The sequence below is a fragment of the Coriobacteriia bacterium genome (assembly GCA_003149935.1).
In the GTDB taxonomy this organism is placed as follows: domain Bacteria; phylum Actinomycetota; class Coriobacteriia; order Coriobacteriales; family QAMH01; genus QAMH01.
Window position 1 is genome coordinate 57,742 of record QAMH01000002.1, and the last position, 24,285, is coordinate 82,026.

Annotated in this window: 17 protein-coding genes and 2 rRNA genes; 2 read left to right on the forward strand and 17 right to left on the reverse strand. The window is 60.4% G+C overall.

The genetic code is table 11. The features are described 5' to 3' along the window. Nucleotides 1-11: 11 nt before the first annotated feature. The 3 genes from DBY20_00525 to DBY20_00535 are packed head-to-tail and all read right to left on the reverse strand — an operon-like array spanning nt 12 to nt 4,410. Complete coding sequence (locus DBY20_00525; protein PWL80224.1) at nt 12-2,048, reverse strand: DUF3641 domain-containing protein; 2,037 nt, start codon at nt 2,046-2,048, stop codon at nt 12-14. Nucleotides 2,049-2,050: 2 nt separating this feature from the next. After that, complete coding sequence (locus tag DBY20_00530) at nt 2,051-3,199, reverse strand: GTPase (G3E family) (protein ID PWL80240.1); 1,149 nt, start codon at nt 3,197-3,199, stop codon at nt 2,051-2,053. A gap of 59 nt (nt 3,200-3,258) precedes the next feature. Beyond that, nucleotides 3,259-4,410: a methyltransferase type 11 gene (locus tag DBY20_00535; protein PWL80225.1), complete on the reverse strand. Its 1,152-nt coding sequence runs from the start codon at nt 4,408-4,410 to the stop codon at nt 3,259-3,261. A 274-nt stretch (nt 4,411-4,684) separates the two neighbouring features. Between DBY20_00535 and DBY20_00540 the strand changes: the two genes are divergently transcribed. Next, a complete protein-coding gene (locus DBY20_00540) occupies nt 4,685-5,128 on the forward strand; it encodes a transcriptional regulator (protein ID PWL80226.1) in 444 nt (147 codons plus the stop codon). Between the two features lie 85 nt (nt 5,129-5,213). On the opposite strand, the gene DBY20_00545 is transcribed toward DBY20_00540, so the two are convergent. From DBY20_00545 to DBY20_00565, 5 genes are all read right to left on the reverse strand, one after another. Beyond that, nucleotides 5,214-6,644: a glutamate synthase subunit beta gene (locus DBY20_00545; GenBank protein PWL80227.1), complete on the reverse strand. Its 1,431-nt coding sequence runs from the start codon at nt 6,642-6,644 to the stop codon at nt 5,214-5,216. 1 nt (nt 6,645) lies between these two features. Continuing rightward, nucleotides 6,646-11,271: a glutamate synthase large subunit gene (locus DBY20_00550; GenBank protein ID PWL80228.1), complete on the reverse strand. Its 4,626-nt coding sequence runs from the start codon at nt 11,269-11,271 to the stop codon at nt 6,646-6,648. A 170-nt stretch (nt 11,272-11,441) separates the two neighbouring features. Next, nucleotides 11,442-12,371 carry a site-specific tyrosine recombinase XerD gene (gene xerD / locus DBY20_00555; GenBank protein ID PWL80241.1) on the reverse strand — a complete coding sequence of 310 codons (930 nt, stop codon included), beginning with the start codon at nt 12,369-12,371 and terminating at the stop codon, nt 11,442-11,444. 26 nt (nt 12,372-12,397) lie between these two features. Next, nucleotides 12,398-13,528, reverse strand: a complete 1,131-nt coding sequence (locus DBY20_00560) for a peptidase (GenBank protein PWL80229.1) — start codon at nt 13,526-13,528, stop codon at nt 12,398-12,400. A 9-nt stretch (nt 13,529-13,537) separates the two neighbouring features. Next, nucleotides 13,538-15,163: a CTP synthase gene (locus DBY20_00565; GenBank protein PWL80230.1), complete on the reverse strand. Its 1,626-nt coding sequence runs from the start codon at nt 15,161-15,163 to the stop codon at nt 13,538-13,540. A gap of 230 nt (nt 15,164-15,393) precedes the next feature. On the opposite strand from DBY20_00565, the gene mviN reads away from it, so the two are divergent. Further along, the gene (gene mviN, locus DBY20_00570; GenBank protein PWL80231.1) at nt 15,394-17,016 is read left to right on the forward strand and encodes a murein biosynthesis integral membrane protein MurJ; all 1,623 of its coding nucleotides are present in this window, start codon (nt 15,394-15,396) and stop codon (nt 17,014-17,016) included. 94 nt (nt 17,017-17,110) lie between these two features. Here mviN and DBY20_00575 read toward each other — a convergent pair whose 3' ends face one another. The 9 genes from DBY20_00575 to DBY20_00615 form a co-directional block, all read right to left on the reverse strand. Then, entirely contained in the window at nt 17,111-18,118 is a 1,008-nt protein-coding gene (locus DBY20_00575; protein PWL80232.1) for a hypothetical protein, read from the reverse strand. A gap of 135 nt (nt 18,119-18,253) precedes the next feature. Beyond that, nucleotides 18,254-18,757 (reverse strand): hypothetical protein, encoded by a 504-nt coding sequence (locus DBY20_00580; protein ID PWL80233.1) that lies wholly within the window; start codon nt 18,755-18,757, stop codon nt 18,254-18,256. A gap of 57 nt (nt 18,758-18,814) precedes the next feature. Further along, nucleotides 18,815-19,678: a peptide chain release factor N(5)-glutamine methyltransferase gene (gene prmC / locus DBY20_00585; protein ID PWL80234.1), complete on the reverse strand. Its 864-nt coding sequence runs from the start codon at nt 19,676-19,678 to the stop codon at nt 18,815-18,817. A gap of 4 nt (nt 19,679-19,682) precedes the next feature. Beyond that, nucleotides 19,683-20,765: a peptide chain release factor 1 gene (locus DBY20_00590; GenBank protein ID PWL80235.1), complete on the reverse strand. Its 1,083-nt coding sequence runs from the start codon at nt 20,763-20,765 to the stop codon at nt 19,683-19,685. A gap of 15 nt (nt 20,766-20,780) precedes the next feature. After that, nucleotides 20,781-21,806: a glycosyl transferase gene (locus tag DBY20_00595; GenBank protein PWL80236.1), complete on the reverse strand. Its 1,026-nt coding sequence runs from the start codon at nt 21,804-21,806 to the stop codon at nt 20,781-20,783. Between the two features lie 29 nt (nt 21,807-21,835). Then, on the reverse strand, nt 21,836-22,837 hold the full coding sequence (locus DBY20_00600) for a phosphate acetyltransferase (GenBank protein ID PWL80237.1): 1,002 nt from the start codon (nt 22,835-22,837) through the stop codon (nt 21,836-21,838). Nucleotides 22,838-23,073: 236 nt separating this feature from the next. Beyond that, nucleotides 23,074-23,430: a hypothetical protein gene (locus DBY20_00605; GenBank protein ID PWL80238.1), complete on the reverse strand. Its 357-nt coding sequence runs from the start codon at nt 23,428-23,430 to the stop codon at nt 23,074-23,076. Nucleotides 23,431-23,731: 301 nt separating this feature from the next. Beyond that, nucleotides 23,732-23,847, reverse strand: a 5S ribosomal RNA gene (gene rrf, locus DBY20_00610). 89 nt (nt 23,848-23,936) lie between these two features. Then, a 23S ribosomal RNA gene (locus DBY20_00615) occupies nt 23,937-24,285 on the reverse strand; the annotation flags it as partial.

Sequence of the window (24,285 nt, forward strand, 5' to 3'; positions counted from 1 at the left end):
TCTCATCCATCTCACTTCGCGTACTTCTCGAGCAGGCTGCCACCGCAGCTGGAACCACAGCCCGCGGCGCACGAATAGCAGATGGGACTTGTCTTGATGCGGCGTTTAGGCAGCGGCGCATCAACGATGTCGCGCACGTTGGCCGGTCCGTCCAGCGGCAGACCCAGGACATGGTTGACCTCGCAATCGTAAAGGCCGCCATCGTAATCGACGTTGAGCTGCGTGCGGCACATGATGTGGGCGACGGTCGCGCCGTTGTAGTTGTCCGCGAGCAGCTTGTTGTACGCATCATAAGTGCGTGCGGCGAGCAGCTTGCCGGCAAAGCGTCCCATGTTCCAGTTGTTCATCGCGTACAGCCCGTTGAACTTCACGCCCTCGGCATGCTCGAGCTCGTAGCGGTAGAAGTCCTCCAGGTCGGCCTGGTCGGGCGGCAGGAAGGGCCCGTCGACGTTGTAGGCCAGGTCGATCTGTAATTCCGGATCGACACCGTAGCCAAGCGCGTTCATCTCGCGCAGCACCTTCATGATGCTCGCAAAGCTACCGGCTCCGCGCTGCTCGTCCACGCCGGCGGCATCAAAGTAGGGCATCGAGGTGACGAGCTTGACCTTGTTGTCGACATAGACGTCCTTGAAGTGCGCGTATTCGGAATCGTCCAGGATGACGAGGTTCGTGCGCACGATGACCTGCTCGGCGATCTTGCTCGCCTCGCCGATGAACCACTCGAGGTCCGGGTTCATCTCCGGAGAGCCTCCCGTGATGTCCATGACCTTGAACCCGCCGGTCTTGAAGGCGGCAAGCACCGCCTCCATGGTCTCGAGCGACATGCACTCCTCGTTTTTGGGCGAACATCCCAGGTAGCAATGATTGCAAGCAAGGTTGCAGCGGTAGGTGACGTTGACCTGCATCGTGTCGAGCCTTGCGCTCTCGAGCAGCGCCTTGTCGTGGATACGCCTCTCGAAGGGCTCGATGTCGAGCCTGGCGCATGAATCCTCGATCCACTCGAGGTCGACACTGCGCTTGCCACGCGTCACCTGCAACGCGGCGTTGGCCACCTCGAAGTCGAACGGACCGACGTGATCGCGCCGCGGCGTGACCTTGAAGTGGGGCGCATAGCGGCTGTTCTCGAGGAAGGTCGCCATGTTGCCGCTGATAGCCACAGGACGGTCCTTGATGAAGCGTACCTCGCTATCAAGGTCGAAGTAGCGCTTGTTCTCGGGCATCGTACCCAGATAGGTCGCCGTCTGCTGGTAGTCCTCCTCGCGGTCCTCGAACTTATCGCACTTGATGGCGCGCATGGTGCGCGACGCGAAGCCGATGCTGCCGAGCTTGGTCGCAATCTGGAAATCGCCGACCTCGAGCGGCTCATGCGCGACGTCGTAGCAGACCTGCGTGCCACAGTCGGCGAGCATGCGGCGGAAGTCCTCGATGTACATGGCACCCGAAAGGCACTCGCCGCGCAAGATGGGGTCATCGTAGAAGCCTTCGGGCACGCGACGGTCCGAGAAGATGTCCGAGAAATAGAGCTCGCCACCCGGCTTGAGCACGCGGAAGATCTCGCGAAAGAGTTCTTCCTTGAACGGTGAGAGGTTGATGACGCAGTTCGAGATGACCACGTCGACGCTGTCATCGGCGATCATCGACATGTCCTCGATGTAGCTCTCGATGAACTCGACGTTGCTCTCGGGCAGCCCGAGGCGCTCGATCTGCGCGGCCTCGTGACTGCGCGCGAACTCGAGCTGGCTCGGCGTCATATCGATGCCGATGACGTGGCCTTGCGGTCCCACAAGCTTGGCGGCGATGAAGACGTCACGGCCCGTGCCGCAGCCCAAGTCGAGCACCGTGGCACCTTCGAGCGCGGGTGGCAGGGGGCTGCCGCAACCGTAGAAGTGCTCGACGATCTCCGGGTCGAGCTCCGGGAAGATGTCGAGCACGTACTTGGGTGGCGCCGTGGTCGCGCAGGTGCACGCATCGGTGCGAAGGTCGTCACTGCTGGAAAGCGTCTTTCCGTAGTACTCGCGCACCATCGCGCGGATGTCGGCCTGGGCCATGTCTACCTTCCCTCGTCACCCATGTTGAAGCATTCGGTGAAGAACACCTGCGCATCCAGATTGTACTTGTCGCAGACGAAGTCGACGGCGTCGTCGACGATGCGCGCGAAGGGACGCGACTCGCACACGGCGCGCGCGTTGATGATCATCGACATCTTCTTGTGCTTGCGCAGGAAGGGCTGCGTGTGCTCGATGTCGTAGTCGATGCCCAGAAGCGAGCACTTGTTGAAGTCACCCGCGCCGGCCGTCGCGAAGGTCTTGAGATGCGGGGCGTTGCGCTTCCTCTCGATGAGCCCCATGCGAATCTCCTCGATGAGGTCGTCGATGACGGCGTTGCAATCGATCTTCTCGTCGTCGAGCTGCTTGAAGAACAGGCGGCGATTGTACCAGGTGAGCGTCTTTTCGGCTTCCTGGAACTTCTCGTCGTCACGCACCGAGAAGTTCTTGAGCAGGGTCTCGTGCGTCTCGAGATATTCCGCGAGCTTGGGGATTCCCTCCCTGGTGAGCGCGGATATTTTCATGACCGGGATATCCGGGCATGCCTCCTCGAGAAAGGCGACGTCGCGCTCGATCTCCTCGGGCGTCATGAGATCGATCTTGTTGAGGACGATGAGGTCGGCTTCCTCGAGCTGGAGCTGCATGAGGTACTTGATCTCCTCGGGCAAGTTGATGTCCTCGCCCTCGGGCAGCAGCAGCTTGATGCGCTCGGGATCGACGAGCACCGTGAACGGCGACAGCGTGATCCAATCCGCGCAGTCATCGACCAGACGATGGTAGACGTGATCGAGCGCGCCGACCCCCAGGCCCGGGATGTCGCTCATCACGAAAATGGCACCATCGCGGTCGCGCAGACGGCGAATCTTGTCGATGGTGTTGTCCATCTGATAGCAGATGCAGCCGCTCGCGATCTCCTCGACCGTGCAGCCACTCGTCTGGGTGAGGTTGGTATCGACGAGGTTCGCGCCCAGGTCATTGGCGATGATGCCGACCTTGCCGTAGCTCTTGTTCATGTGCTCGCCCAAGGCGATCATCGTCGTGGTCTTGCCCGCGCCCAGAAAGCCGCTCATGACCATGAAGCGGATCTTATCGGGAGTGCCACCTTCTGCCGCGTCCTTCGAGACGGCCTTCGTAGTGGCCGTGTCCTCGTGCATGGCGGCAGCACCACCATAGGTGTTGAAGGTATCGTATGGCATCTCGTGCCCCTTCCCGGCTAGCAGCAGCTCGCGTTAATCGGCTGGTCATCCTCATCGTAGACGCCCTCGTAGTCGGGTGCCGTCTTGATGATATGGTCACCGTGCGTATCGCCGATGTGCTGGTCGCGGTTGCCCGTGGTCTCGAAAGCCGAACTATAGCGCGAGTGCATGGCAATGGAGGTGACGTTACCGCAAACGGGGCAGGTCTTTCCGGTCGCGAACTTGATGTTGGAGTCGAAGAGGAACGCGTCGGGATAATCGGGAAGGTTGCCCTTGTAGGTCACCGTCTCGCCGTAGGACTCGCAGACGTCCTCGGCCCAACGCGACTTCATCGCACGCACGGTAATGGTCGCGAAGGCGATGTCGGGGAACAGCCCCTGCTCGCTTGGCGTGAGCGGCGTTTTGAATGTCATGAGATAGCGCGGGTCCAAGAACTCGTAGTGCTGCACGAGGCGGCGGAAGTCGCTGATGTACATGGCACCACTCAGGCGCAAGGCGCGCAGCTTGATATTGTGGGCCTTCTCGAGCGGGATGCGGCGGTCGGTGAAGACATCGGTGAAGTACCATTCGCCGTCTTCCTTGAGGATGCGCTTGACCTCGCGTACGTATGCGTCCTTGTCGGGCGAGAGGTTGAAGGTGCAGTTCGAAATCACGATATCGACTGACTCGTCGGGAATCATCGAGAGGTCCTCGGGAACTCCGTGAATAAGCTCGACGTTGGGGGCGTCATAGTCGAACTGCGCGATTTCCTGGTCGAGGTACTTCTCGGCCTTTGCCAGACGATTCGCATCGGGTTCGACGCCGATGACCTTACCCTGCTCTCCCACAAGCTGGGCGGCAAGATAGGTATCGCGACCCGAGCCACAACACAGATCGACGACCGTGCAACCCTCCATGAGCGGCGGCATGGGAGAGCCGAACTCGTGGAAGTGGTTCTTGATCTCGGCCGAGATGTTGAAGAGAAGCTCGCGGGCAGAGGCGGGAATCGTGGCGTCCGTGTCGCGGGTACGAGCCGTCGCCTGCGGATCGGGATCTTGCACGGCGGCGATCTCGGCATAGTACTTCTTGGGTTCGACATCGAGCGTATACCAATTCTTGTAATCCTCGTAAAGCATGGCACGTCCTTTCATCGTACGCTGGAGGTGAATCCGGGTGACATCTTCCATCATGAAATTGCCCGTTGCGGAAAATATTCCTAGAAACCATATTTACACTTGCACTAGTAGCAGACTATATCCTATAATTGTCAATGTCAACTCGCTTCGCGAGTAAGCAAATGGTTTCCTCTACCGTTGCGGGCAGATGTCTGAGACGTGCTTCTAGGCCGGCGCGTCCCAGACATCTCGCGAAGTATCCTTCTCAGGGTATTCATCTTTTGCCCTTTGGTCACATTTTGGCGTATCATGGACTCTCCATTCATCTCACATGTAAGGGAGCCTGTCTATGTGGTCTGCCTGCCATCCCAAGTCCGAGAAGGAGCTCAGCGAGTGCGGTCAGCTCGGAAAAAGCCTGAGCCGCCTCACGCAGCCTTCGATTCTTTCCGTACTTGCCAAGGCAGATAAGCCCGTCCACGGCTATCTCATCATCCAGGAGATGTCGAGCGGTCCGATGTTCAATGGAAACGCCCCCGACCCAACGGGCATCTACCGCATCCTCAAGCAGATGGAGAACAACGGGCTGGTCACGAGCGAGTGGGACACGTCCGAATCCGGCCCCGCTAAGCGTTGCTATAACCTGACTGACGAGGGTCGGGCCTGTCTTCGTCGCTGGGTCGATGCGCTGGCATGCTATGCGGCAAGTATCCAGGACCTGCGCATTCTCGCATGCGATGCCCTTGACATCCCCGTTCCCGAGCAGCCAACCTGCATGAAGGAGCTCGAGGTCTAGGACCTCCTGTCATTTCGAGCGAAGCGGCGAGATTCCTCCGCTTCGGGACCTTACGGCCGCTCCAGTCGAGATGACATCTCGTCGCCTATGCGAGCGCCGCACACACCTCATCGGCGCATGCGAGCGCATCGGCAATCGCCGTTGCGACAAGCGTCGATCCCATGCGCACGTCACCAGCGGCAAAGACGGGCGCGACTCCATCGGCACCCGCGTGCAACAGATGCACCTGATCTCCACGTAAAGGCTGCTCGGCGCCAAATGCATCGAACAGGCTGTCTTGTGCCCCGAGGAAACCCTTGGCAATGAGCACGAGCTGCGCAGGGATGTCGCGCTCCGTGCCTTCGAGAAGATGTCGTCCATCCTCGTATGAGAGATCCTGGATGCGCACGGCCTCAACCGCGTCGTCTCCGACAAAGCCAATCGTATCGGTCGCCCAAAGACGCGGGTCCTCGCCGAAGAGCTCCTCGGCCTCGCGATGCCCGTAACCCTGCTCGTAGGTCTTGCGTGGCGCTGGCCAGCACTCAAAGGTCTCGCAATCTGCCGGCGGACGCTGCGCGCGAATGACCTGGGTCACGCTTTTGGCTCCCTGCCGCAAAGCGCAGGCAACGCAGTCAACGCCCGTGTCGCCGCCACCGATGACCACAACGTCCTTGCCATCGGCATCGATGCTTGCCTCACGGCCCTCAAGCTGGGAGCGCGTAACCTCGCCCAGGTATTCGAGCGCGAAATGGATGCCCGTAAGGTTTCGACCCGCAATGCCGATGTCGCGTGGAACATTGGCACCGGCGGCCAAGATGACCGCATCGGACTCGGCAAGCAACTTGTCTGCATGCCCGATCGCATCCACATTGCAGATGAACTCGATGCCGCTTTGCTCCATGAGCTCGATGCGTTGCCGCACGACCTGCTTGGGAAGCTTCATGCTGGGGATACCGTAGCTGAGCAAGCCGCCGGGACGCTCGTCCCTCTCGTATACGCGCACGCGCAGACCACGCCGCGTGAGTTCCCAGGCAAGGGCAAGCCCCGCGGGACCAGAACCGACGACGCTCACGAGGGGCGCCGACGCATCTGCGGGCGCAAGCGGCTGCATGTCATGCTCCCATGCGTAATCGGCAAGCAAGCGCTCGTTATCGTGAATGGTGACCGCATCGTCATGCAGCCCGAGGTTACAGGCGGTTTCGCACGGCGCCGGGCACACACGCCCCGTGAACTCCGGGAACGGATTCGTGAGCTTGAGACGCTCGTACGCCTCGTCGAGACGCCCGCGATAGAGCAAGTCGTTGACCTCGGGGACGAGATTACGCAACGGACAGCCCGTCATGGCGGCCATGTCATCGAAAAGGCCGCCACTCTGACAAAACGCCACGCCACAATTCATGCAGCGACTCGCTTGCTCACGCTGCTCGTCGGCGGAAAGCGGCAGCACGAACTCCCCGTAATCCGTCACGGCCTCGTTCGCGGAACGCACGCCATGCTCTTTGCGTGCGACCTGAAGGTATGCTCCCGTGCGTCCCATCCTACGCCCCCGCTCTCAGCAACTCGAAGGCACGCTCCTGTGCCTCCTCATGAGCGCAGCCCTCTTCCTCGAGCTGCGTCGTCATGGCAAGCATCTTGCGATACTCGTCCGGTATGACCTTCTTGAAATGATGTGCGATGTCCTCGAAACGGTAGAGCATCATCACGCCGAGCGGGCTCATCGTCACGCGCACATGCGCCTCGATAAGCTCGCGTATCGCCGCAAGCTCGCTGCGATCGGGCTCGAGGATATCGACGAGGTCCCGATTGCAATGGGACTCGAGCGTATGCGCCGCATCGTAGACATAGGCGACGCCGCCGTTCATGCCCGCCGCGAAGTTGATGCCGACCTCGCCCAGAATGAGAACGAGCCCGCCGGTCATGTACTCGCAGCCGTTGTCACCGATGCCCTCGACGACGAGCGAGGCGCCCGAATTACGCGCGGCGAAACGCTGCCCCGCAAGGCCGTTCACGAACCCCGTGCCCGACGTCGCGCCATAGAAGGCGACGTTGCCGACGATGACGTTCTCCTCGGGCCTGAAGTTCGCCCGGCTCGAGGGCGCGACCGCGACCGTGCCTCCCGAAAGGCCCTTGCCGAAGTAGTCGTTTGCCTCCCCGGCAATCGTGAGCATGATGCCCTTGGGCAAGAACGCGCCAAAGCTCATACCGCCCGAACCAGTGCAATTGACCCTGATGAAGTCGTAGGGCAATCCTTCCGGGTGCTGTGCCGTCACCGCCGAGCCAAGCATGGTGCCCACGCAGCGATTGACGTTCGTTATGTCCACATGGAACTCGATGGGCTCGAGCCTTTCGCGCGCGAAGCTCGTATAGGGAATGAGCAGCGTCGCATCGAGCGTCTCGAGAAGCGTGTTGGGTGCCTGGGCGCTTTCGAGGAAGTGCGGGCAATGCGCATCGGGAATCGCCCGCCCGAAGTCGACGTGCGGCTTGGCGAGCAGGGGCGAAAGGTCGAGCAAACGCGCCTTCCACGATCGCACGGCGCGCGTCTGTCGCAGGCACTCGACGTGTCCGACCATCTCGTCAATCGTGGCAAAGCCAAGGCTTGCCATGATCTGTCGCAGCTGCTCGGCAACGAACATCATGTAATTGACCACGTACTCGGGCTTGCCCGTAAAGCGTTTGCGCAGGCGACAATCCTGCGTGGCGATGCCCACCGGACAGGTATCCTTCTGGCAATCGCGCTGCATGAGACAGCCCATCGCGATGAGCGGCATGGTCGCAAAGCCGAACTCCTCGGCTCCGAGCAGGCAGGCGATGGCGACATCACGGCCATCCATGAGCTTGCCGTCCGACTCGAGGACCACCCGCGATCGCAAACCGTTTTGCATGAGCGTCTGCTGCGTCTCAGCCAGCCCCATTTCGAGGGGCAAGCCTGCGTGATGGATGGAATCGCGCGGTGCGGCGCCGGTGCCGCCATTGGCACCCGAAACCAGAATCTTATGTGCGCCGCCCTTGGCGACGCCCGTCGCGATGGTCCCGACACCGGCCTCGGAGACGAGCTTGACCGAAATACGTGCCTGCGGATTGGCGTTCTTCAGATCGAAGATGAGCTCGGCGAGGTCCTCGATGGAGTAGATGTCGTGATGTGGCGGCGGCGAGATGAGGCTGATGCCCGGCGTGGAACGACGCGTGCGGGCGATCCACGGCCAGACCTTCTCACCGGGAAGATGACCGCCCTCACCCGGCTTGGCGCCCTGTGCCATCTTGATCTGCAGCTCGTGTGCGCTCATGAGATAGCGGCTCGTCACGCCAAAGCGCCCCGAGGCGATCTGCTTGATTGCCGAGCGTTTGCTGTCACCGTTGGCAAGCAACGGCTCGCGCGCCGGATCCTCGCCGCCCTCACCCGAGTTGGAGCGACCACCGAGGCGGTTCATGGCGATGGCGAGGCATTCGTGAGCCTCCTGCGAGATGGACCCGTAACTCATGGCGCCGGTGTTGAAGCGCTTGACGATCTCGCTTGCCGGCTCGACTTGCTCGAGGGGAATTGCGGGCCGCTGCGCGTCGAAGTCGAGCAGGTCGCGCAGGACGATGGCACGTCCCTGCTGGTGCACGGCCTCGCTGTACTGCTCGAAGAGCTCCGGATCATCCTCGCGTACGGCACGTTGCAAGAGTCTGATGACCTGCGGCGTGATGAGATGCTCCTCGCCGCGCGGACGCCACGAGGTGATGCCCGCACTGGGAAGTTGGCTGGGTGAAGGAGATTGGGCCTGCGCGAGCGCCAGCGCATAACGCTCGTCGCATTCGCGCTGCACGTCGTCGAGCGCGAGGCCGCCGATGCGACTCACCGTGCCCGTGAAGTGCCGATCGACGAGATCGGAGGACAGGCCCACCGCCTCGAACACCTGGGCGGCGTGATAGCCCTGCATGGTCGAGATGCCCATCTTCGACATGATCGAAACGATGCCTGAGACGACGGCCTTGTTATAGCGTGCGATGGCTTCATCGGGATCGCCGTCGATGACATGACGATCGCACAGCGAGCGAATCGTATCGTGCGCGAGATACGGATAGATGCCCGACGCCGAATAGCCCACGAGCGTCGCGAAATCGTGCGGTGTCACCGCATCGCCGCACTCGACGATCAAGTCGACCTGCGTGCGTATCCCGCAGCGCAGCAGATGATTATGCACGCTCGCGACCGACAGAAGCGATGGCACCGGAACGAAGCCACGCCCGGCGCGATCCGAGAGCACCAGAATATTCACGCCCGAGCGCACAAGCTCCTCGGCTTGCTTGCCCAGCTTCTCGACGGCATCGGCAAGGGCATGCTCACCGTCATCGGGACTGTAGGCGGCCACGATTCTGGCAGCCTTGAAACCCTTCCTTCCAATCGTCGCAAGCGCGGCGAACTGCACCTCGTTCAGCAGCGGTGTCTCGAGTCTCACGAGGCGGCAGTTGGCACGCGCATCTTCGAGTAGGTTGCCATGGTTGCCCAGGTAGAGTAGCGTCGAAGTGATATATGATTCGCGCAATGCATCGATAGGCGGGTTCGTCACCTGCGAGAACAGCTGGTTGAAGTAATGATAGAAGCGGCGGGGACGTTCCGACAGGCACGCGAGCGGCGTATCCTCGCCCATGGATGCGAGTGGCACGGCACCGATGTCGGCCATGGGAATGATGGCCTCCTCGATGTCCTCGAAGCAAAACCCGTGCACCGCCTGACGCTCCGTCAGGGACAAATCCTCGTCATCAACCGTTAGCGTGCTGGCCCCGGCACCCTCGATCAACGACGAGAGCGCGAGTGTCTCGGACTTGATCCACTCGCGATACGGCTTCTCGTTGGCGAGCTCGTCCCTGATTTCATCATCGTAGAGAACGCGTCCTTGCTCGGGGTCGACCATGAGCATTTGCCCCGGTCCCAAGCTACCGGATACGAGAATCTTGGCCGGGTCGATATCGAGCGCTCCTGCCTCGCTCGATAGGATGAGACGGTCGTCGGAGGTCACGCAGTATCGAGCGGGGCGCAAGCCATTGCGGTCGATGACGGCGCCCAGCATGGTGCCATCCGAAAACGCGATTGCAGCCGGGCCCTCCCACGCCTCGGTGAGCATGGACTGGTATTGGTCCCAGGCGCTGCGCTTGCTCGTCAGGACCTCGTTCTTGTCCCAGGGCTCGGGCAGGAGCATCGATACGGCACGCATGAGGGAGCGTCCGTTCATGGAGATGAACTCGAGCATGTTGTCGAGCATCGCCGAATCGGAGCCCTCGCCATTGAAGACGGGCAGGACCTTCTCGAGAGCCGCGCCCATGACGGGCGAGTACAGATGCGGCTCGCGTGCGCGGGCCCAGTTCACGTTGCAGCGCAGCGTGTTTATCTCGCCGTTATGGACGATGTAGCGCTGAGGATGGGCGCGTTCCCACGACGGTGTCGTATTCGTCGAGTAACGCGAGTGCACGAGCGCGATCGCGGAGTCGGTCATCGCGTCGTCGAGATCGCAGAAGAAGCCGCGCATCTGCGTGGAGACGAGCATGCCCTTGTAGACGATTGTCCGTGCGCTCATCGAGCATACGTAGAACACCTTGCCCGCAAGCGCGGGTGTCACCTGCGCTTGCTTCTCGATGGTGCGTCTGCAAACGTAAAGCGCGCGCTCGAAATCCTCGCCGGGATTGACGTGCGAGGGACGCCCCACGAAGGCCTGCTTGATGACGGGCATGCATTCGAGTGCCGTCGTTCCCAGGTCATGACAATCGACAGGGACATCGCGCCAGAACAAAAGCGGGATGCCCTCGGCAGCGCAACCATCCTCGAAGATGCGCATGCCTGCGGTCATGCCCTCCTCGTCCGTGGGCAGAAAGAGCATGGCGACGCCGTATTCGCCCTCATCGGGAAGTATGCTGCCGCATTTCTGCGCCTCCTTGCGAAAGAAGCGATGCGGCACCTGGATGAGTATGCCCGCGCCATCACCCGTGTTGGGTTCGAGGCCAACACCACCGCGATGCTCGAGATTGACGAGAACCGAAAGCGCGTCGTCGATGATCTGATGCGAACGCACGCCCTTGAGGTGTGCCAGCGCCCCGATGCCGCACGCGTCATGCTCGAACTCGCTGCGGTACAGCGTCGGATCTGCACACGGGCGCCTCTCGGCCCAATCCGTCATCTCAGCCTGCATACTCATACCTCTTCTTGACAGTAGTTGGTTCCCATAACTGCTGAGTAGGATAAACGGGACACGTTACGCCCATGTTTCGAATGCGAGTTTTTTCGGATGAGACACATTGGACAGGTACATCTGTCTCATTTAGCTTTGCAAATGAGACAGATGTACCTGTCCAATGTGTCTCATCGCAGCCGCGCCCGCGGGTGCGTCGAGAGATACTCTTCGCGGATATGGCTCCTGTCAACGTGCGTGTAGATCTGCGTCGTCGATATGTCGCTATGGCCGAGCATCTCTTGCAAGACGCGCAGGTCGGCCCCTCCCTCGAGCATGTGCGTCGCGAAGCTGTGGCGCAAGGTGTGCGGATGCAGACCCTCGATACCCACGTTGCGCCCGTACCTCTCGACAAGCTTGCAGACGCTGCGCCGTGAAAGCCGGCCGCCACGCGTGTTGACGAAGATGGCCTCCGGGTCCTGTGCAGCCGCACTGCCCTTGGCATGCAAGTGCGGGCGACCATCGCGCAGATACTCGTCAAGAGCCTGGCGCGCAGAGCCCAAAAGCGGGAGCAGACGCTCCTTGCTCCCCTTACCACGCACGCGCACAAGCTCATCGTCGAGCAGAAGGTTGCCAAACCCCAGGGAGGTAAGCTCGCTCACGCGCAAACCGCAACCGTAGAGTATCTCGAGAATCGCCCGGTCGCGAAGGCCGGCAGGTGTCTCGGGAAAGGGTTGGTCAAGCAATGCGGCGATTTGCCCGATGGAGATGGCCTGTGGCAAACGCTCGGCTTTCTTGGGTAGCGGGACTGATGCGGCAAGATCGGTCTGGGCAAGCCCCTCGCGCACGCAAAAGCGATGAAAGCCCTTAAGGGCCGCGACATGGCGCTCCATGCTACTCGAAGCATAATCTCGCTTGTGGAGGTCTTCGATGTAATCGGTGATGTCGTCACGCTCAATGCCATCGAGCGAGTCAATGCCCGCGGCGCGCATGAAGGCGAGATAATCGCGTAGGTCACGTTCGTACGCTTCGACACTTGCCGTGGAAAGTCCCCGCTCGACGGTAAGACAGGTGAGATACTCGTCAAGGACGTCTCCGTACGCACCGATATCGGCGTGCATGTTTGCTTTTATGACGCGAGGCGCCATTACGAGCACCGCGCCCTCTCGCGTACGAGCGCACAGGCAAGACGTGCCGTGTTCTCGAGGTCCGCGACCTTGAGGCATTCGTCCACCGAGTGGAACTTGGTCATGCCCGTCGAAACGACGAGTGGATCGACACCGAGCTTTACGTACTGGTTGGCATCCGTGCCTCCTGTCGACATGAAGGTGCGCGGCTTGAAACCTGCAGCCCGAGCGGCGCGACAGAACATCTGGACAATGGGTGCATCCTCGGCAATCTTGAAGCCCGGATATTCGAGCTCCCACGCTACATCGACCTGGGCGCCAAGTTGCGCGGCCGCACCACGCATGGCATCGTCCATGGCCGCACGGACACGCTCGACGTCTGCCGCATCGACCGCGCGGCACTCCCCCGTCACCTCGCAGCTCGGCGCCACGACGTTGTTGGCGCTGCCACCGGAAATGGTGCCGATATTCGATGCGCAGTACTCTCCGACAGCCCCGAGGACGCCGGCACGGCGCATGGTCTCGACCGCAAGACTTGCCGCCTCGATTGCGCTGATGCCCTCTTGGGGGGCAACACCGGCATGACTTGCCTTGCCCGTGAACTGCGCCCTGAAGGTGTAGTGGTAGGGAGCGGCCAGGCACGCACCACCCACATCACCTGCATCATCGAAGACGAAGCAGGGCTCGCCAGTCTCAAAGTGCGCCGCGCTGAAGTTTGCCGCGCCGCGACAACCGGTTTCCTCCTGAACGCTGAAGATGACCTTGACGGTGGGATAGGCCCCGCCTTCCTCGACAAGCGTGCGAACGGCCTCGATGATGGCCGCCACACCGACCTTGTCGTCTCCACCCAAGACGGTCGTGCCATCGCTGTAAATCACGCCATCAACGATCTGCGGATTGACGCCTTCGCAGGGCTGCACGCAATCGAGATGGGCCGTGAGAATAATCGTGCCGTTAACGGTGCCCGCGAGCTCGGCATAGAGATTGCCGGTATCGGAGCCGATCTTATCCCCCGCATCGTCGATCGTCACTGTGCAGCCACAGTCCTCGAGGGCGTCCTTGCAGTATGCGGCAGCACGTGCCTCACGCCCCGATGGGCACGGAAGGCGCACGAGGTCAAGGAAGGTATCGAGAAGGCGCTGCTCGTTCACGAGGACTCCTTACGCGTTGGAAGCTGCTGCGTGGGCATCGGCCTGCGCGATTGCAGCGCGGACGAGCCCGAGGAAGAGCGGATGCGGACGGGTGGGGCGCGACTTGAACTCGGGGTGCCCCTGACTCGCGATGAAGTAGGGATGATCGGGAAGCTCGATGATCTCGACCAGGCGCTCGTCCGGAGAGGTGCCGCTCACCACCAGACCTGCATCGATGAGCTGCTGGCGATAATCGTTGTTCACCTCGTAGCGGTGACGGTGGCGTTCGCTGATGAGCTCCTCGCCATACACGCGCGCGGCAAGGGTGCCGGGCTCTACCTTGCAGGGATACGAGCCGAGGCGCTGCGTGCCGCCCTTGGCATCGACGTTTGCCTGGTCGGGCATGAGGTCGATGACGGGATACGCGAGCTCCGCGTCGAACTCGGCCGAAGACGCCTTGGGCATGTTGGCCACATTACGCGCAAACTCGCACACGGCAGCCTGCAAGCCAAGGCAAATGCCCAGGTAGGGAATCTGATGTGTACGGGCGTAGTGTGCGGCGGCGATCTTGCCCTCGAAGGCGCGCACGCCAAAGCCACCGGGAACGAGAATGCCATCCATATCGCCGAGAACGTCATCGACCGTTGACTCGTCAAGCTCCTCGCCGTCTATAAGGTGCACCTGCACATCGCGCTCGAGCGCGACACCGGCATGATGCAGGGCCTCGATGACGGAGAGGTAGGCATCGGGAAGATCGGTGTACTTGCCGACGATCGCGATGTTGCACTCCCCGTGCGCGGCGTCTTTCTTGGCAAGATATTCGTTCCAACTGCTCATGTCAGCATTGCATTGCTTGAGCCCGAGGCGATCGAGCACTTCGACGTCAAAGCCCTGGTCAAAGAGCGAACGTGGAATCTCGTAGATGCTCGGGGCGTCCTCGCACGCGAAGACATGGTCGAACTCGACATCGCAGAACATCGCGATCTTCTCGCGCAGCTTGGAGCTGATCTCGTGATCGCTTCTGAGCACGAGGAAATCCGGCTGGATGCCGAGCGACTGAAGCTCTTTGACCGAGTGCTGGGTGGGCTTGGTCTTGAGCTCGTGCGCGGCAGCAATATAGGGAACGAGGGTCACGTGGACGAAGCACACGTTCTTGGCACCTTGCTCGCCACGCCACTGACGCACGGCCTCGATGAAGGGTTGGGACTCGATATCGCCAACCGTGCCGCCGATCTCGGTGATGACGATGTCTGCCTGCGTGCTGTCTGCCAGGCTGCGGATACGGTCTTTGATGGCATTGGTGACATGCGGGATGACTTGCACGGTACCGCCGAGGAAGTCGCCCCTGCGCTCCTTGGCGATAAGGCTCTGGTAGATGGAACCCTGCGTAACGTTTGAGTCGTGCGTGAGGTTCTCGTCGATGAAGCGCTCGTAATGGCCAAGGTCCAGATCACTTTCGAGGCCATCGTCGGTGACGAAGACCTCTCCATGCTGGAAGGGGCTCATCGTGCCGGGATCGACATTGAGGTACGGATCCATCTTCTGCATGGTGACTTTGTAGCCACGGGCCTTGAGCAGCGTGCCAAGCGAGGCAGCGGTAATGCCCTTTCCGAGTGACGAGACAACACCGCCGGTCACAAAGACGAACTTGGTCATGTGCAACGCGCCTCCTTGGCATGCCGGGCTTCAAACGCGATTCATTGTACGGCAGCCCTGTGACATAGGTTCTCGTAATCTCCGTGATTTAACGGACTCGAAATACGACGCCGCCGGGCCGGGATGAGACACATTGGACAGGTACATCTGTCTCATTGGCGTAGCCCAGTGAGACAGATGTACCTGTCCAATGTGTCTCATCGTGCCTCGATACCCCGTTTTGCGCTACCATGACCATCATGAAAAACGCGGACACCACAAAGTCAATCGCCCGCTCGACCGCCATGATGTCGGCACTCACGCTCATCTCGCGTGTGACCGGCTTCATTCGTACCTGGGCCATGGCCTTCGCGCTGGGAAACACCATCCTCGCCGCATCTTTCTCGCTCGCCAACAACCTCCCCAACATGATCTACGAGCTCGTTGCAGGCGGTGTACTTTCGACGGCCTTTCTCCCCATCTACCTGCAGCAGCGTAATACCCGCTCACGCGAGGAGGGCAATCGCTACGCATCTAACCTGCTCTCGCTTGCCCTCATCTTCCTCGGCGTCATCGCATTGCTTGCCTCGATCTTCTCGCCTCAGGTCATGCTCACGCAGACGCTTTTCAGTTCGAACTCGAGCGAGACCGTCGAGAACGCCGTCTGGCTCTTCCGTTTCTTCGCATTTCAGATCGTCTTCTACGGCGTGAGCGCCATCTTCGGCGGCCTCCTCAACGCGGAGCGCGAGTACTTCTGGCCGGCAATCAGCTCGGTCTTCATGAACCTCATCATCATCGTGACCTTCTTCGCGTACCCCTTCGTGAGCTCGCTGAGCGGCCAGGCGGGCTTGCTCCTGCTCGCCATCGGCACGACGCTCTCCATCGCCGTCATGGCTTGCGTGCAGATACCCGCCCTCGTGAAGGCGGGCTTTCGCTTCCGTTTCCACATCGACCTGCATGACGAGGGACTGCACGAGACGGTGCGTCTCGCGCTTCCGGCCATCCTATGCACGGTCATCAACCTCGTCTCCCTCTCGTTCATGAACTCCTGTGCATTGCATGTCGCGCCCAACGGCCCGGCGTCCGTAAGCTACGCATGGATGTGGTATCAGTTCCCCTATGGCGTACTCGGCGTCGCGCTCTCCACGGCATTGTTCACGGAGATGAGCGATCGCATGTCCCGCGGGGACGTCTATGGCTTCAAGCAACACCTCAACATGGGCCTGCGCACGACCTGCCTGCTCATCATCCCCATGGCCGCCATGCTCTTCGTGTGCTCCGACGAGCTCATCGGCCTCTATACGGCTGGCAAGTTCACGGCCTCCGATATCGCGCCCATCGCCGACCTGCTACGCGGCTGGGCATTCGCGCTGCCCCTCTACGCATGCTACATGTTCGTCTATCGCGCCTACTCGTCCCTCAAGAACCTCAAGACCGTCGCCATCTGCAACCTCGTATTCACCTGCGTGCAGGTCATGCTCTATATGCTCTTCACCGGCGTCATTGCCGTGCCTGGCTTTGGTTCGCTCGGGCTCGTGGGCATCGCGTGCGGTGACATCGTCTTCTACGGTCTCATGCTCGTTGTGCTTCTCGCCATCTTGGTCAGGCGCAGGGGCGGCTTCGGCCTTGGCAAGCTCGTGATTGCCTGTCTCAAGGTCACCATCGCGACCCTCATCGGCGGCGTTGTTGCCGAGCTCGCATCCTGGGGCATCGCAAGCGTCATCGACATCTCGAACATTTTCGGCAGCTTCATCGCGCTCGTGATTACGGGCATCATCGGCCTGAGCATCATCTTCGTGATGTGCCGCATCCTCGGCGTAAGCGAGGTCACGGATTTCGCGCATCGTCTTGTCCGCCGCCTCGGTCGCAAGTAAGAAAACTGCGATTTTGTGAAGCAGGGTAGAATCGCATGCACGAGTTCGCCGTACGCCACACATAATCGAAAAAACGTGCATGCGGCCCCGAGTCTTATCTATCGATCTCGCTGCGGTCGTCACGCAGCTCGTTGGGCATGATGCGGATATCCGTGTACCCCATATCGCGCAGGGCGGCAGCCGTGCGGTACGGCGGCGTGATGTCGTCCTGGAACCGCGCGCAGTACTCGAGTGCCTGCACGAGCGTCATGTTGTGGTTGAGGTCGGCGATCGTATCGACATCGGGAACATCGGGCAGATAGAGCGCGGGAAGACCCAGGCGGTCAGCCTTCTGGATGTAGGCAGGCAGCACGGTCAGGCCATCGGCGTTGTAGAAGACTCCCGTGTGGTCGAAGTTCGTCTCACGCGTCCAGCCCACCACCGAGACGCCCATCTCCTGATCGGGGGCAAGCACGATGCCGCCGCCAGGGCGGTCGCACAGCTCGTGCAAGCGCTCGAAACCCTCGATGATGATGCTGCGACGCAAGCCGGGCATATCGCAGCCCATGGACAGAATGGTCTCGTACCCGAGGTCCCAGACCTGATCGAAGGCGCTGTTGTAGTGCGCGTCGAAGCTCTCGCCATCATCGTGAATAAAGACGATATTGCGTGGCCAGGTGCCGCTTTCTGCAAAGAGCGCACGCATCTTCTCTTCCTGCTCGATGCCGGGCGAGGAGATGAATAGCGTGTATGTATCGCGCAGGGGCTGGTACTCGCAGGTGCTCTCGAGCGCGTGTCGCCCGGCATCGGCGCACTCGAGGTCACGCAACGCGTCGCAACAGCACTCGGTGACGTCAAAGAGCATGCAGTGATAGAGCGCGCTTGCCACCTCGGGGTCGAAGAACCCGTCCTTGATCGGCGTGAGTCGCGTCTTGACCTTTCCCGCTTCGGGGACCTTGCTGAAAAGCAACAGTGCGTTTTTTCTCGTATCCATGCCCCTATTGTAACTGACCATAGATATGCAAAAAGCCGGCGCTTCAAGCGACCGGCCCTTTGCAACAAGAAGGGAGGGAGAGGAGAAGGATGGGGTATCCTTACGCTCCCTATCATACAGAGCACTCATGGCAACGGGGTTTCACGCACGTTGCGGTCTGGTGGCAAAGATAACGATATGGTACGAAACGGTTTCGAATTGGCAACGCGGCCGCATGCGTCGAGGGGTCTGGCCCCCTGACATACGAGCCGCGTAATCCCGTCCTTACGCCTTGGGCGCGATGAGCGACATGACGATGACGGTGATGCCCTCGATGAGCAGCGAGGCCCCGATGAACTGCATGACGAACGGGGGCCAGATCAAGGCCAGGATGCCGCAGATCACCACGATCAGACTGCCGAGAACGCCCACGAAACGGCCATTGATATCACGGGTCGTGATGAGGCTGATGATCTGGGCGATGCCAAAGACGATGACGGCAATGGCGACAAACCAGATAACGGCCTCGGCAAAGGCGAGAGGAAACAGCAGGCAAAGCAGACCGAAGATGATACTCAGTATGCCCGTAGCCAAGACGCCAGAACCCATACCCGTGCCACGCAAGGTGCTGAACCAAGTGTATGTCGCGTTGATGCCCACGACGAGGATGCCGAAGCCAACGAGCATGGCGAAGACCATCGTGGACAACGTGGGAAACGCAAAGAGAATGATGCCGATGATGGCAAGGATGATGCCCGAACCCAGGCCCATACCGCGAAACGAATTCATGGCGAACCTCCTTGGTCGATTACCTCAGGACGGTTCCATTATTCCCTTTCGAACATATTATTGCAAATCACGACAAACGCCGCTCACGATGCGATCGCGACCCACGAGGTCCTTCGTCACCTTGACGTCAACGCAGCCCGCCTCGCGCAGGCGACGTGCAGCCTCGTCAAGACAGGTCTCGTGAAGCTCGCAGGCAAACAGGCCGCCGTCTTTCACGAGGGGCAGTGCCTCGGTGATGAGTCGGTCGAAGAACGCGAGACCATCGGGGCCACCGTCAAGTGCAAGACGCGGTTCGAAGCCCGCGACCTCATGCGGAAGCTCGGCGAGCTCGGCTGTGGGAATATAGGGCGGATTGCTCACGAGGCAATCGAAGCTTCCCGCAATCTCGGCGACACAATCGCATTCCACGACCTCCACGAGCTCTTCAAAGCCCAACATCTCGACGTTTGCCTGGGCACACGCCACGGCCTCGGGCGAGATATCCGTCGCCAGCACCTGCGCGCCAGCCTCCTTGGCAAGCGAGCACGCGATGCAGCCCGTGCCGCAGCCCACCTCGAGCACGCGCGGGGCGTCAGTGTCTGCGAGCCCGTCGAGCACAACATCGACGAGGACTTCGGTCTCGGGACGCGGGATGAGCACGCCCCGACTCGTCTTGACGACGATGTGCCGGAAGGCCGCCTCTCCGGAGATGTATTGGAGCGGCTCGCCGGCACCGCGCCGTTTGAGGGTCTCGCGCAGCACGTCGCGCTCTTCCATCGTGAGCGGACGGTCGAAGTGCATGTAGAGCTCGATGCGCGTGAGTCCCGTGGCGGCGGCGAGCAGCCACTCGGCCGAGAGCTTGGGATTCTCGTCATCGTGATGCACGAGGTACTCGCGGCACCACGCGAGCGTGTCGCCGATGGTCCAGACTTGTTGGCCCATGGGACTATTCGGCTGCCGAGGCGGTCGCCTGCTCAAGGCGCTCGGCGCGGTCGGCCGCAGCAAGGTTCTCGATGAGCGCGGGAAGGCCGTCGCCCTCGAGTATGCCAGCATAGCTGCCGTTATACCCGATGCGATGGTCGGTCACGCGATCCTGCGGGCCGTTGTAGGTGCGGATCTTCTCGGCGCGGTCGCCATGCCCGATCTGCCCGCGCCGCTCGGCACCGAGAGCCTCCTGCTGCTCCTGGAGCATCTTGTCGTAGAGGCGGGCACGCAAAACCTGCAGGGCGGCCTCGCGGTTCTGGATCTGGGACTTCTGGTCCTGCGACTGCACGACGAGTCCCGTGGGAAGGTGCGTGATGCGCACGGCAGAGTCGGTCGTATTGACGCATTGACCACCGGGGCCACCAGCGCGATACACGTCGATGCGCAGGTCCTCGGGCTTGATGTCGACCTCGACCTCGTCGGCCTCGGGCAGCACGGCAACGGTCGCCGTCGAAGTGTGAATGCGGCCCTGGCTCTCGGTCTTGGGGACACGTTGCACGCGATGCACGCCACTCTCGAACTTCATGGAGCTGTAGACGCGGTCGCCCAGCATCTTGAACGATATTTCCTTGAAACCGCCCATGTCGGACGGCGATGCGTCGATGACCTCTACCTTCCACTTCTTGCCCTCGGCGAAACGCTCGTACATGCGGAAGAGATCGCCCGCGAAGATGTTTGCCTCGTCGCCACCGGCACCACCGCGAATCTCGACGATGATGTCCTTTTCGTCGTTGGGGTCAGCCGGCAGGAGCATGAACTTGATGTCTTCCTCGAGCTGGGGCAACTTGCCCTCGATGTCCGAGATCTCCTCCTGCGCAAGTTCCTTGAGCTCGGGGTCGCTCTCGTTCTTGAGCTCGTCTTTGGCCGCGACGAGCTGATCGGACAGCGAGATGTACTCACGCGCGGCGGTCGCGAGCTCGCCCTGGCGTGCATGTTCCTTGGCAAGGCGCGTGTACTCCTTCTGGTCGGCGAGCACGGCTGGGTCGCCGAGCTTCGTCTCGAGCTCCTCGTAGGCAGCGATTATCTTCGTAAGCTTGTCGTACATCTCTTTATCTCCGCGTCAGTTGAACTTGAATACCTTCTGGGCGATATGGTAAGCGCTGAGCAGGACCCTGTCGCCGGCCTTGCCGGGCAGATGGGTGCCGACACCCATAACCGAGCGCCTGATCTTGACATAGGTCTCGTGATCATGCTCACGCAGGTACTTCCAGATGTCGGCCCTCATTTGCTCCTTGTCCTCGCGATCGCTCATCATCGAGAACACCGTGCAAATCACCATCATCATCGTGAGGTAATTGCGCATGTAGGAGCGCAAACGCGAACTCTTGACGTCGCGTTCCAGCAAGAACGAGTCGATCATAATGCGCGTGACGCGCAGCTGCTGGTCGATGCGGCCGATCATCACGGTTTCGTTGACGCTCTGGTCCTCGCGCCCGATGAAATAGCGGTACAGGTCGACATCCATATAGTAGATGCGCTTGCATTCGGGAAGCGGCACGTACACGAAGATGTTGTCAACGTAGAAGGTATGACGCGGCAAGGTGAGGCCGCAGTCACGCAGCATCTGCGTGCGATAGATGACCGAGTGCATGAGTATGTACTTGGTCAGGCCAAAATGCCCGCAGTCATCCCAGGTGAAGAGCTGCTCAACCGGCAACATGCGCGTGTACTTCATGACCTCCTGCGTGTTGTCGGCCGTGTGCTCGTACACGTAGTTGACAAGCATCAGGTCAATCGGCTCGTCGAACGACGCAAGCTTGTCGAGCATCGCGACGTTGGCATCGTTGTCGAGCCAGTCATCGCTATCCACGACCTTGAAGTAGAGGCCACGCGCATTCTCGAGCCCCGTCATGACCGCTGCACCATGACCACCGTTTTCCTGGTGGATGGCACGCACAACGCCTGGGTTGGTGGACTCCCACACCTGGGCCTTTTCAAGGGTGTTGTCCTTGGTCGACCCGTCATCGACGATGATAATCTCGATATCGTCCGGACGGTTGCACGCGAGAATCGACTCGATGCAGGCATCCATGTATTCCGCCGAGTTGTAGCAGGGAATCGCGTATGTGATGAGCTTCGTATCCATAGCCGCCTATTGTATACCAGCAAGCGCTTCTAGGCTTGTGCCTTGCGCGCCTGGGACTGCACGCAGGTCACCGCGACAGTGCCAACGATATCCTGAGCCGAGCAGCCACGAGAAAGGTCATTGACCGGCTTGGCCACACCCTGCAGGATGGGACCGAAGGCATCGGCCTTGGCCAGGCGCTGCACGAGCTTGTAGGCGATATTGCCCGCATCGATGTTGGGGAAGATGAGAACGTTTGCCTTACCTGCGACCGGGGAGTCAGGTGCCTTGAGAGCCGCGACCGTATCGACGATGGCGGCATCGACCTGCAGCTCGCCATCGAGTTGGAGCTGCGGCGCGCGCTCCTTGGCGATACGCGTGGCCTCGGCCATCTTCTCGGCGCTCTCGCCCTTGCCCGAACCGTAGCTCGAGTACGAGAGCATCGCGACGCGCGGTTCGCCACCGCAGAGCTGCTCGAAGCTGTTGGCAGATGCGATTGCAATCTCTGCCAGCTCTTCTGCCGTAGGATAGATGTTGAGCGCGCAGTCGGCAAAAACGAAGAGCCCGTCGTCGCCGTAGAGGCAATCGGGCACGTCCTCGACGAAGAACGAGCTCACGAGTTCGGTGTCCGGAGCGGTCTTGAGAATCTGCAACGCGGGACGCAACGTGTCGGCCGTGGAGTGGCAGGCACCGGAGACCATGCCATCGGCATCATCCATGTAGACCATCATCACGCCGAAGTAGCTCTCGTCCTTCATCTGCTCACGGGCTTCGTTGATGGTGACGCCCTTCTTCTTGCGCAACTCGGCGAACTTCTGCGCGTACGGCTCAAGCAGCTCGCTCGTACGCGGGTCAATGACGATGGCATCGCTCACGTCGATGCCGTGCGCCGTGACCTCGCTCTCGGAGCCGAGAATGATGACGTCAGCAATACCGGCGTCCATGATGTCACGCGCTGCCTGTACGGTGCGGATGTCGCTTCCCTCGGGCAAGACGATCTTCTGCTTGTCGGTCTTGGCTCGCTCGATAATCTTGTCCAGAAACTTGCTCATCGCGCACATCCTCTCAAGTGGCTCGTGCAAATACAGTTCCCAATAGCTTATCGGATATGGGCAGCATGGACTAGCCGGATTGCGGGAACGTAAGAAATCTATCTGGGATGTTCCATTTGGACGCCGGCAGACCCGTCACATGGGTCCGCGCGAGGTCATCTGGGCACTTCCGTCCCATTTGGACGTCGGCAGACCCGTTACGTGGGTCCGCGCGAGGCCATTATGACATGAGGAAGTTACTGCCCAGCAGGCATGGAGCTTTCCTCGATGACGTTACCGTCATCGTCGAGGCGGATTACATGCACCGAATTCTCGAAGGTCTGGTCCTCACCAGTCTCGTTGTTATGGATGAGCGTCTTTTGCATATCGGGCAGGACCTTTTGAACACCGGGAACATGCTCGACGAGCACGCGCTCGACACCCTCAGACAGGGTAAGCGCGGATAACGGGCAATCGACGCAGGCACCGCGAAGCGCCACGTAGACAACACCCTTCTCGTCATCGATTTCCGTAACGTCGAGATCACCGCCATCAGCCTGAATCTGGGGCCGGATACGGCTTATGACGTAATCAAGCATGCCTCTATCGATCATCGAGCGACCTTTCACATACAACGAATCATCCGCATTGCAGACTACCACTCGAAAGTACGGATGGAAACAACAGCAAGTTTACGATTGATAAAAGCGTAAACCGCAACGTAGCATCAGTTGCCCCTGCGTGTTTGAGTGCGTGAGATTGGCATGAAGTAGTGGGCGAAGCGTGTTAGTTGCTCCTGCGTGTTTAGACGCGTGAGATTGATGTGAAACGGAAGGCGCCGCGTATTCAAACATACGCAAGCCTTCCGATGAACATCAAGATTGCGCGTATAAACACGCAGGAAGCCCCTGGAGAGCTCAGCATCGTCCTAGTCTCCCACGGCCTTCCGCCGTAGTACCTTCGGCGATGGAGGGCTTAACTGCCGGGTTCGGAATGGGACCGGGTGTACCCCCTCCTCCATAAACACTGAGCTCACCAGGGGCTTCCTGATGGAGCACCCTGAAGGTCGCATAGCGCGTAGATCGAAGCGTTCTATCGATGCAGCGAATGAATGATTAATAAGAAGAGCTCGGCCAATTAGTACTGCTCGCCTGAAATGCTCACACACCTTACAGCTGCAGCCTATCAACCTCGTAGTCTACAAGGGGCCTTACCACAAAGAGAACTCATCTTGGAGCCGACTTCCCGCTTAGATGCTTTCAGCGGTTATCCGATCCGAACGTAGCTAACCAGCGGTGCTGTTGGTCAACAACTGGTACACCAGAGGTTCGTCCACCCCGGTCCTCTCGTACTAGGGGCAGATCTCCTCAATTCTCTTACGCCCACGGAGGATAGGGACCGAACTGTCTCACGACGTTCTGAACCCAGCTCGCGTACCGCTTTAAATGGCGAACAGCCATACCCTTGGG

Coding starts and splice junctions, on each gene's coding strand:
- DBY20_00600 (PWL80237.1), bottom strand. CDS start 22,837: ATGAGCAAGTTTCTGGACAAGATTATCGAGCGAGCCAAGACCGACAAG.
- DBY20_00595 (PWL80236.1), bottom strand. CDS start 21,806: ATGGATACGAAGCTCATCACATACGCGATTCCCTGCTACAACTCGGCG.
- DBY20_00535 (PWL80225.1), bottom strand. CDS start 4,410: ATGATGGAAGATGTCACCCGGATTCACCTCCAGCGTACGATGAAAGGA.
- xerD (PWL80241.1), bottom strand. CDS start 12,371: ATGCACGCCGATATCGGTGCGTACGGAGACGTCCTTGACGAGTATCTC.
- DBY20_00590 (PWL80235.1), bottom strand. CDS start 20,765: ATGTACGACAAGCTTACGAAGATAATCGCTGCCTACGAGGAGCTCGAG.
- DBY20_00540 (PWL80226.1), top strand. CDS start 4,685: ATGTGGTCTGCCTGCCATCCCAAGTCCGAGAAGGAGCTCAGCGAGTGC.
- DBY20_00565 (PWL80230.1), bottom strand. CDS start 15,163: ATGACCAAGTTCGTCTTTGTGACCGGCGGTGTTGTCTCGTCACTCGGA.
- DBY20_00605 (PWL80238.1), bottom strand. CDS start 23,430: ATGATCGATAGAGGCATGCTTGATTACGTCATAAGCCGTATCCGGCCC.
- DBY20_00545 (PWL80227.1), bottom strand. CDS start 6,644: ATGGGACGCACGGGAGCATACCTTCAGGTCGCACGCAAAGAGCATGGC.
- prmC (PWL80234.1), bottom strand. CDS start 19,678: ATGGGCCAACAAGTCTGGACCATCGGCGACACGCTCGCGTGGTGCCGC.
- DBY20_00575 (PWL80232.1), bottom strand. CDS start 18,118: ATGAGTGCTCTGTATGATAGGGAGCGTAAGGATACCCCATCCTTCTCC.
- DBY20_00550 (PWL80228.1), bottom strand. CDS start 11,271: ATGCAGGCTGAGATGACGGATTGGGCCGAGAGGCGCCCGTGTGCAGAT.
- mviN (PWL80231.1), top strand. CDS start 15,394: ATGACCATCATGAAAAACGCGGACACCACAAAGTCAATCGCCCGCTCG.
- DBY20_00580 (PWL80233.1), bottom strand. CDS start 18,757: ATGAATTCGTTTCGCGGTATGGGCCTGGGTTCGGGCATCATCCTTGCC.
- DBY20_00530 (PWL80240.1), bottom strand. CDS start 3,199: ATGCACGAGGACACGGCCACTACGAAGGCCGTCTCGAAGGACGCGGCA.
- DBY20_00525 (PWL80224.1), bottom strand. CDS start 2,048: ATGGCCCAGGCCGACATCCGCGCGATGGTGCGCGAGTACTACGGAAAG.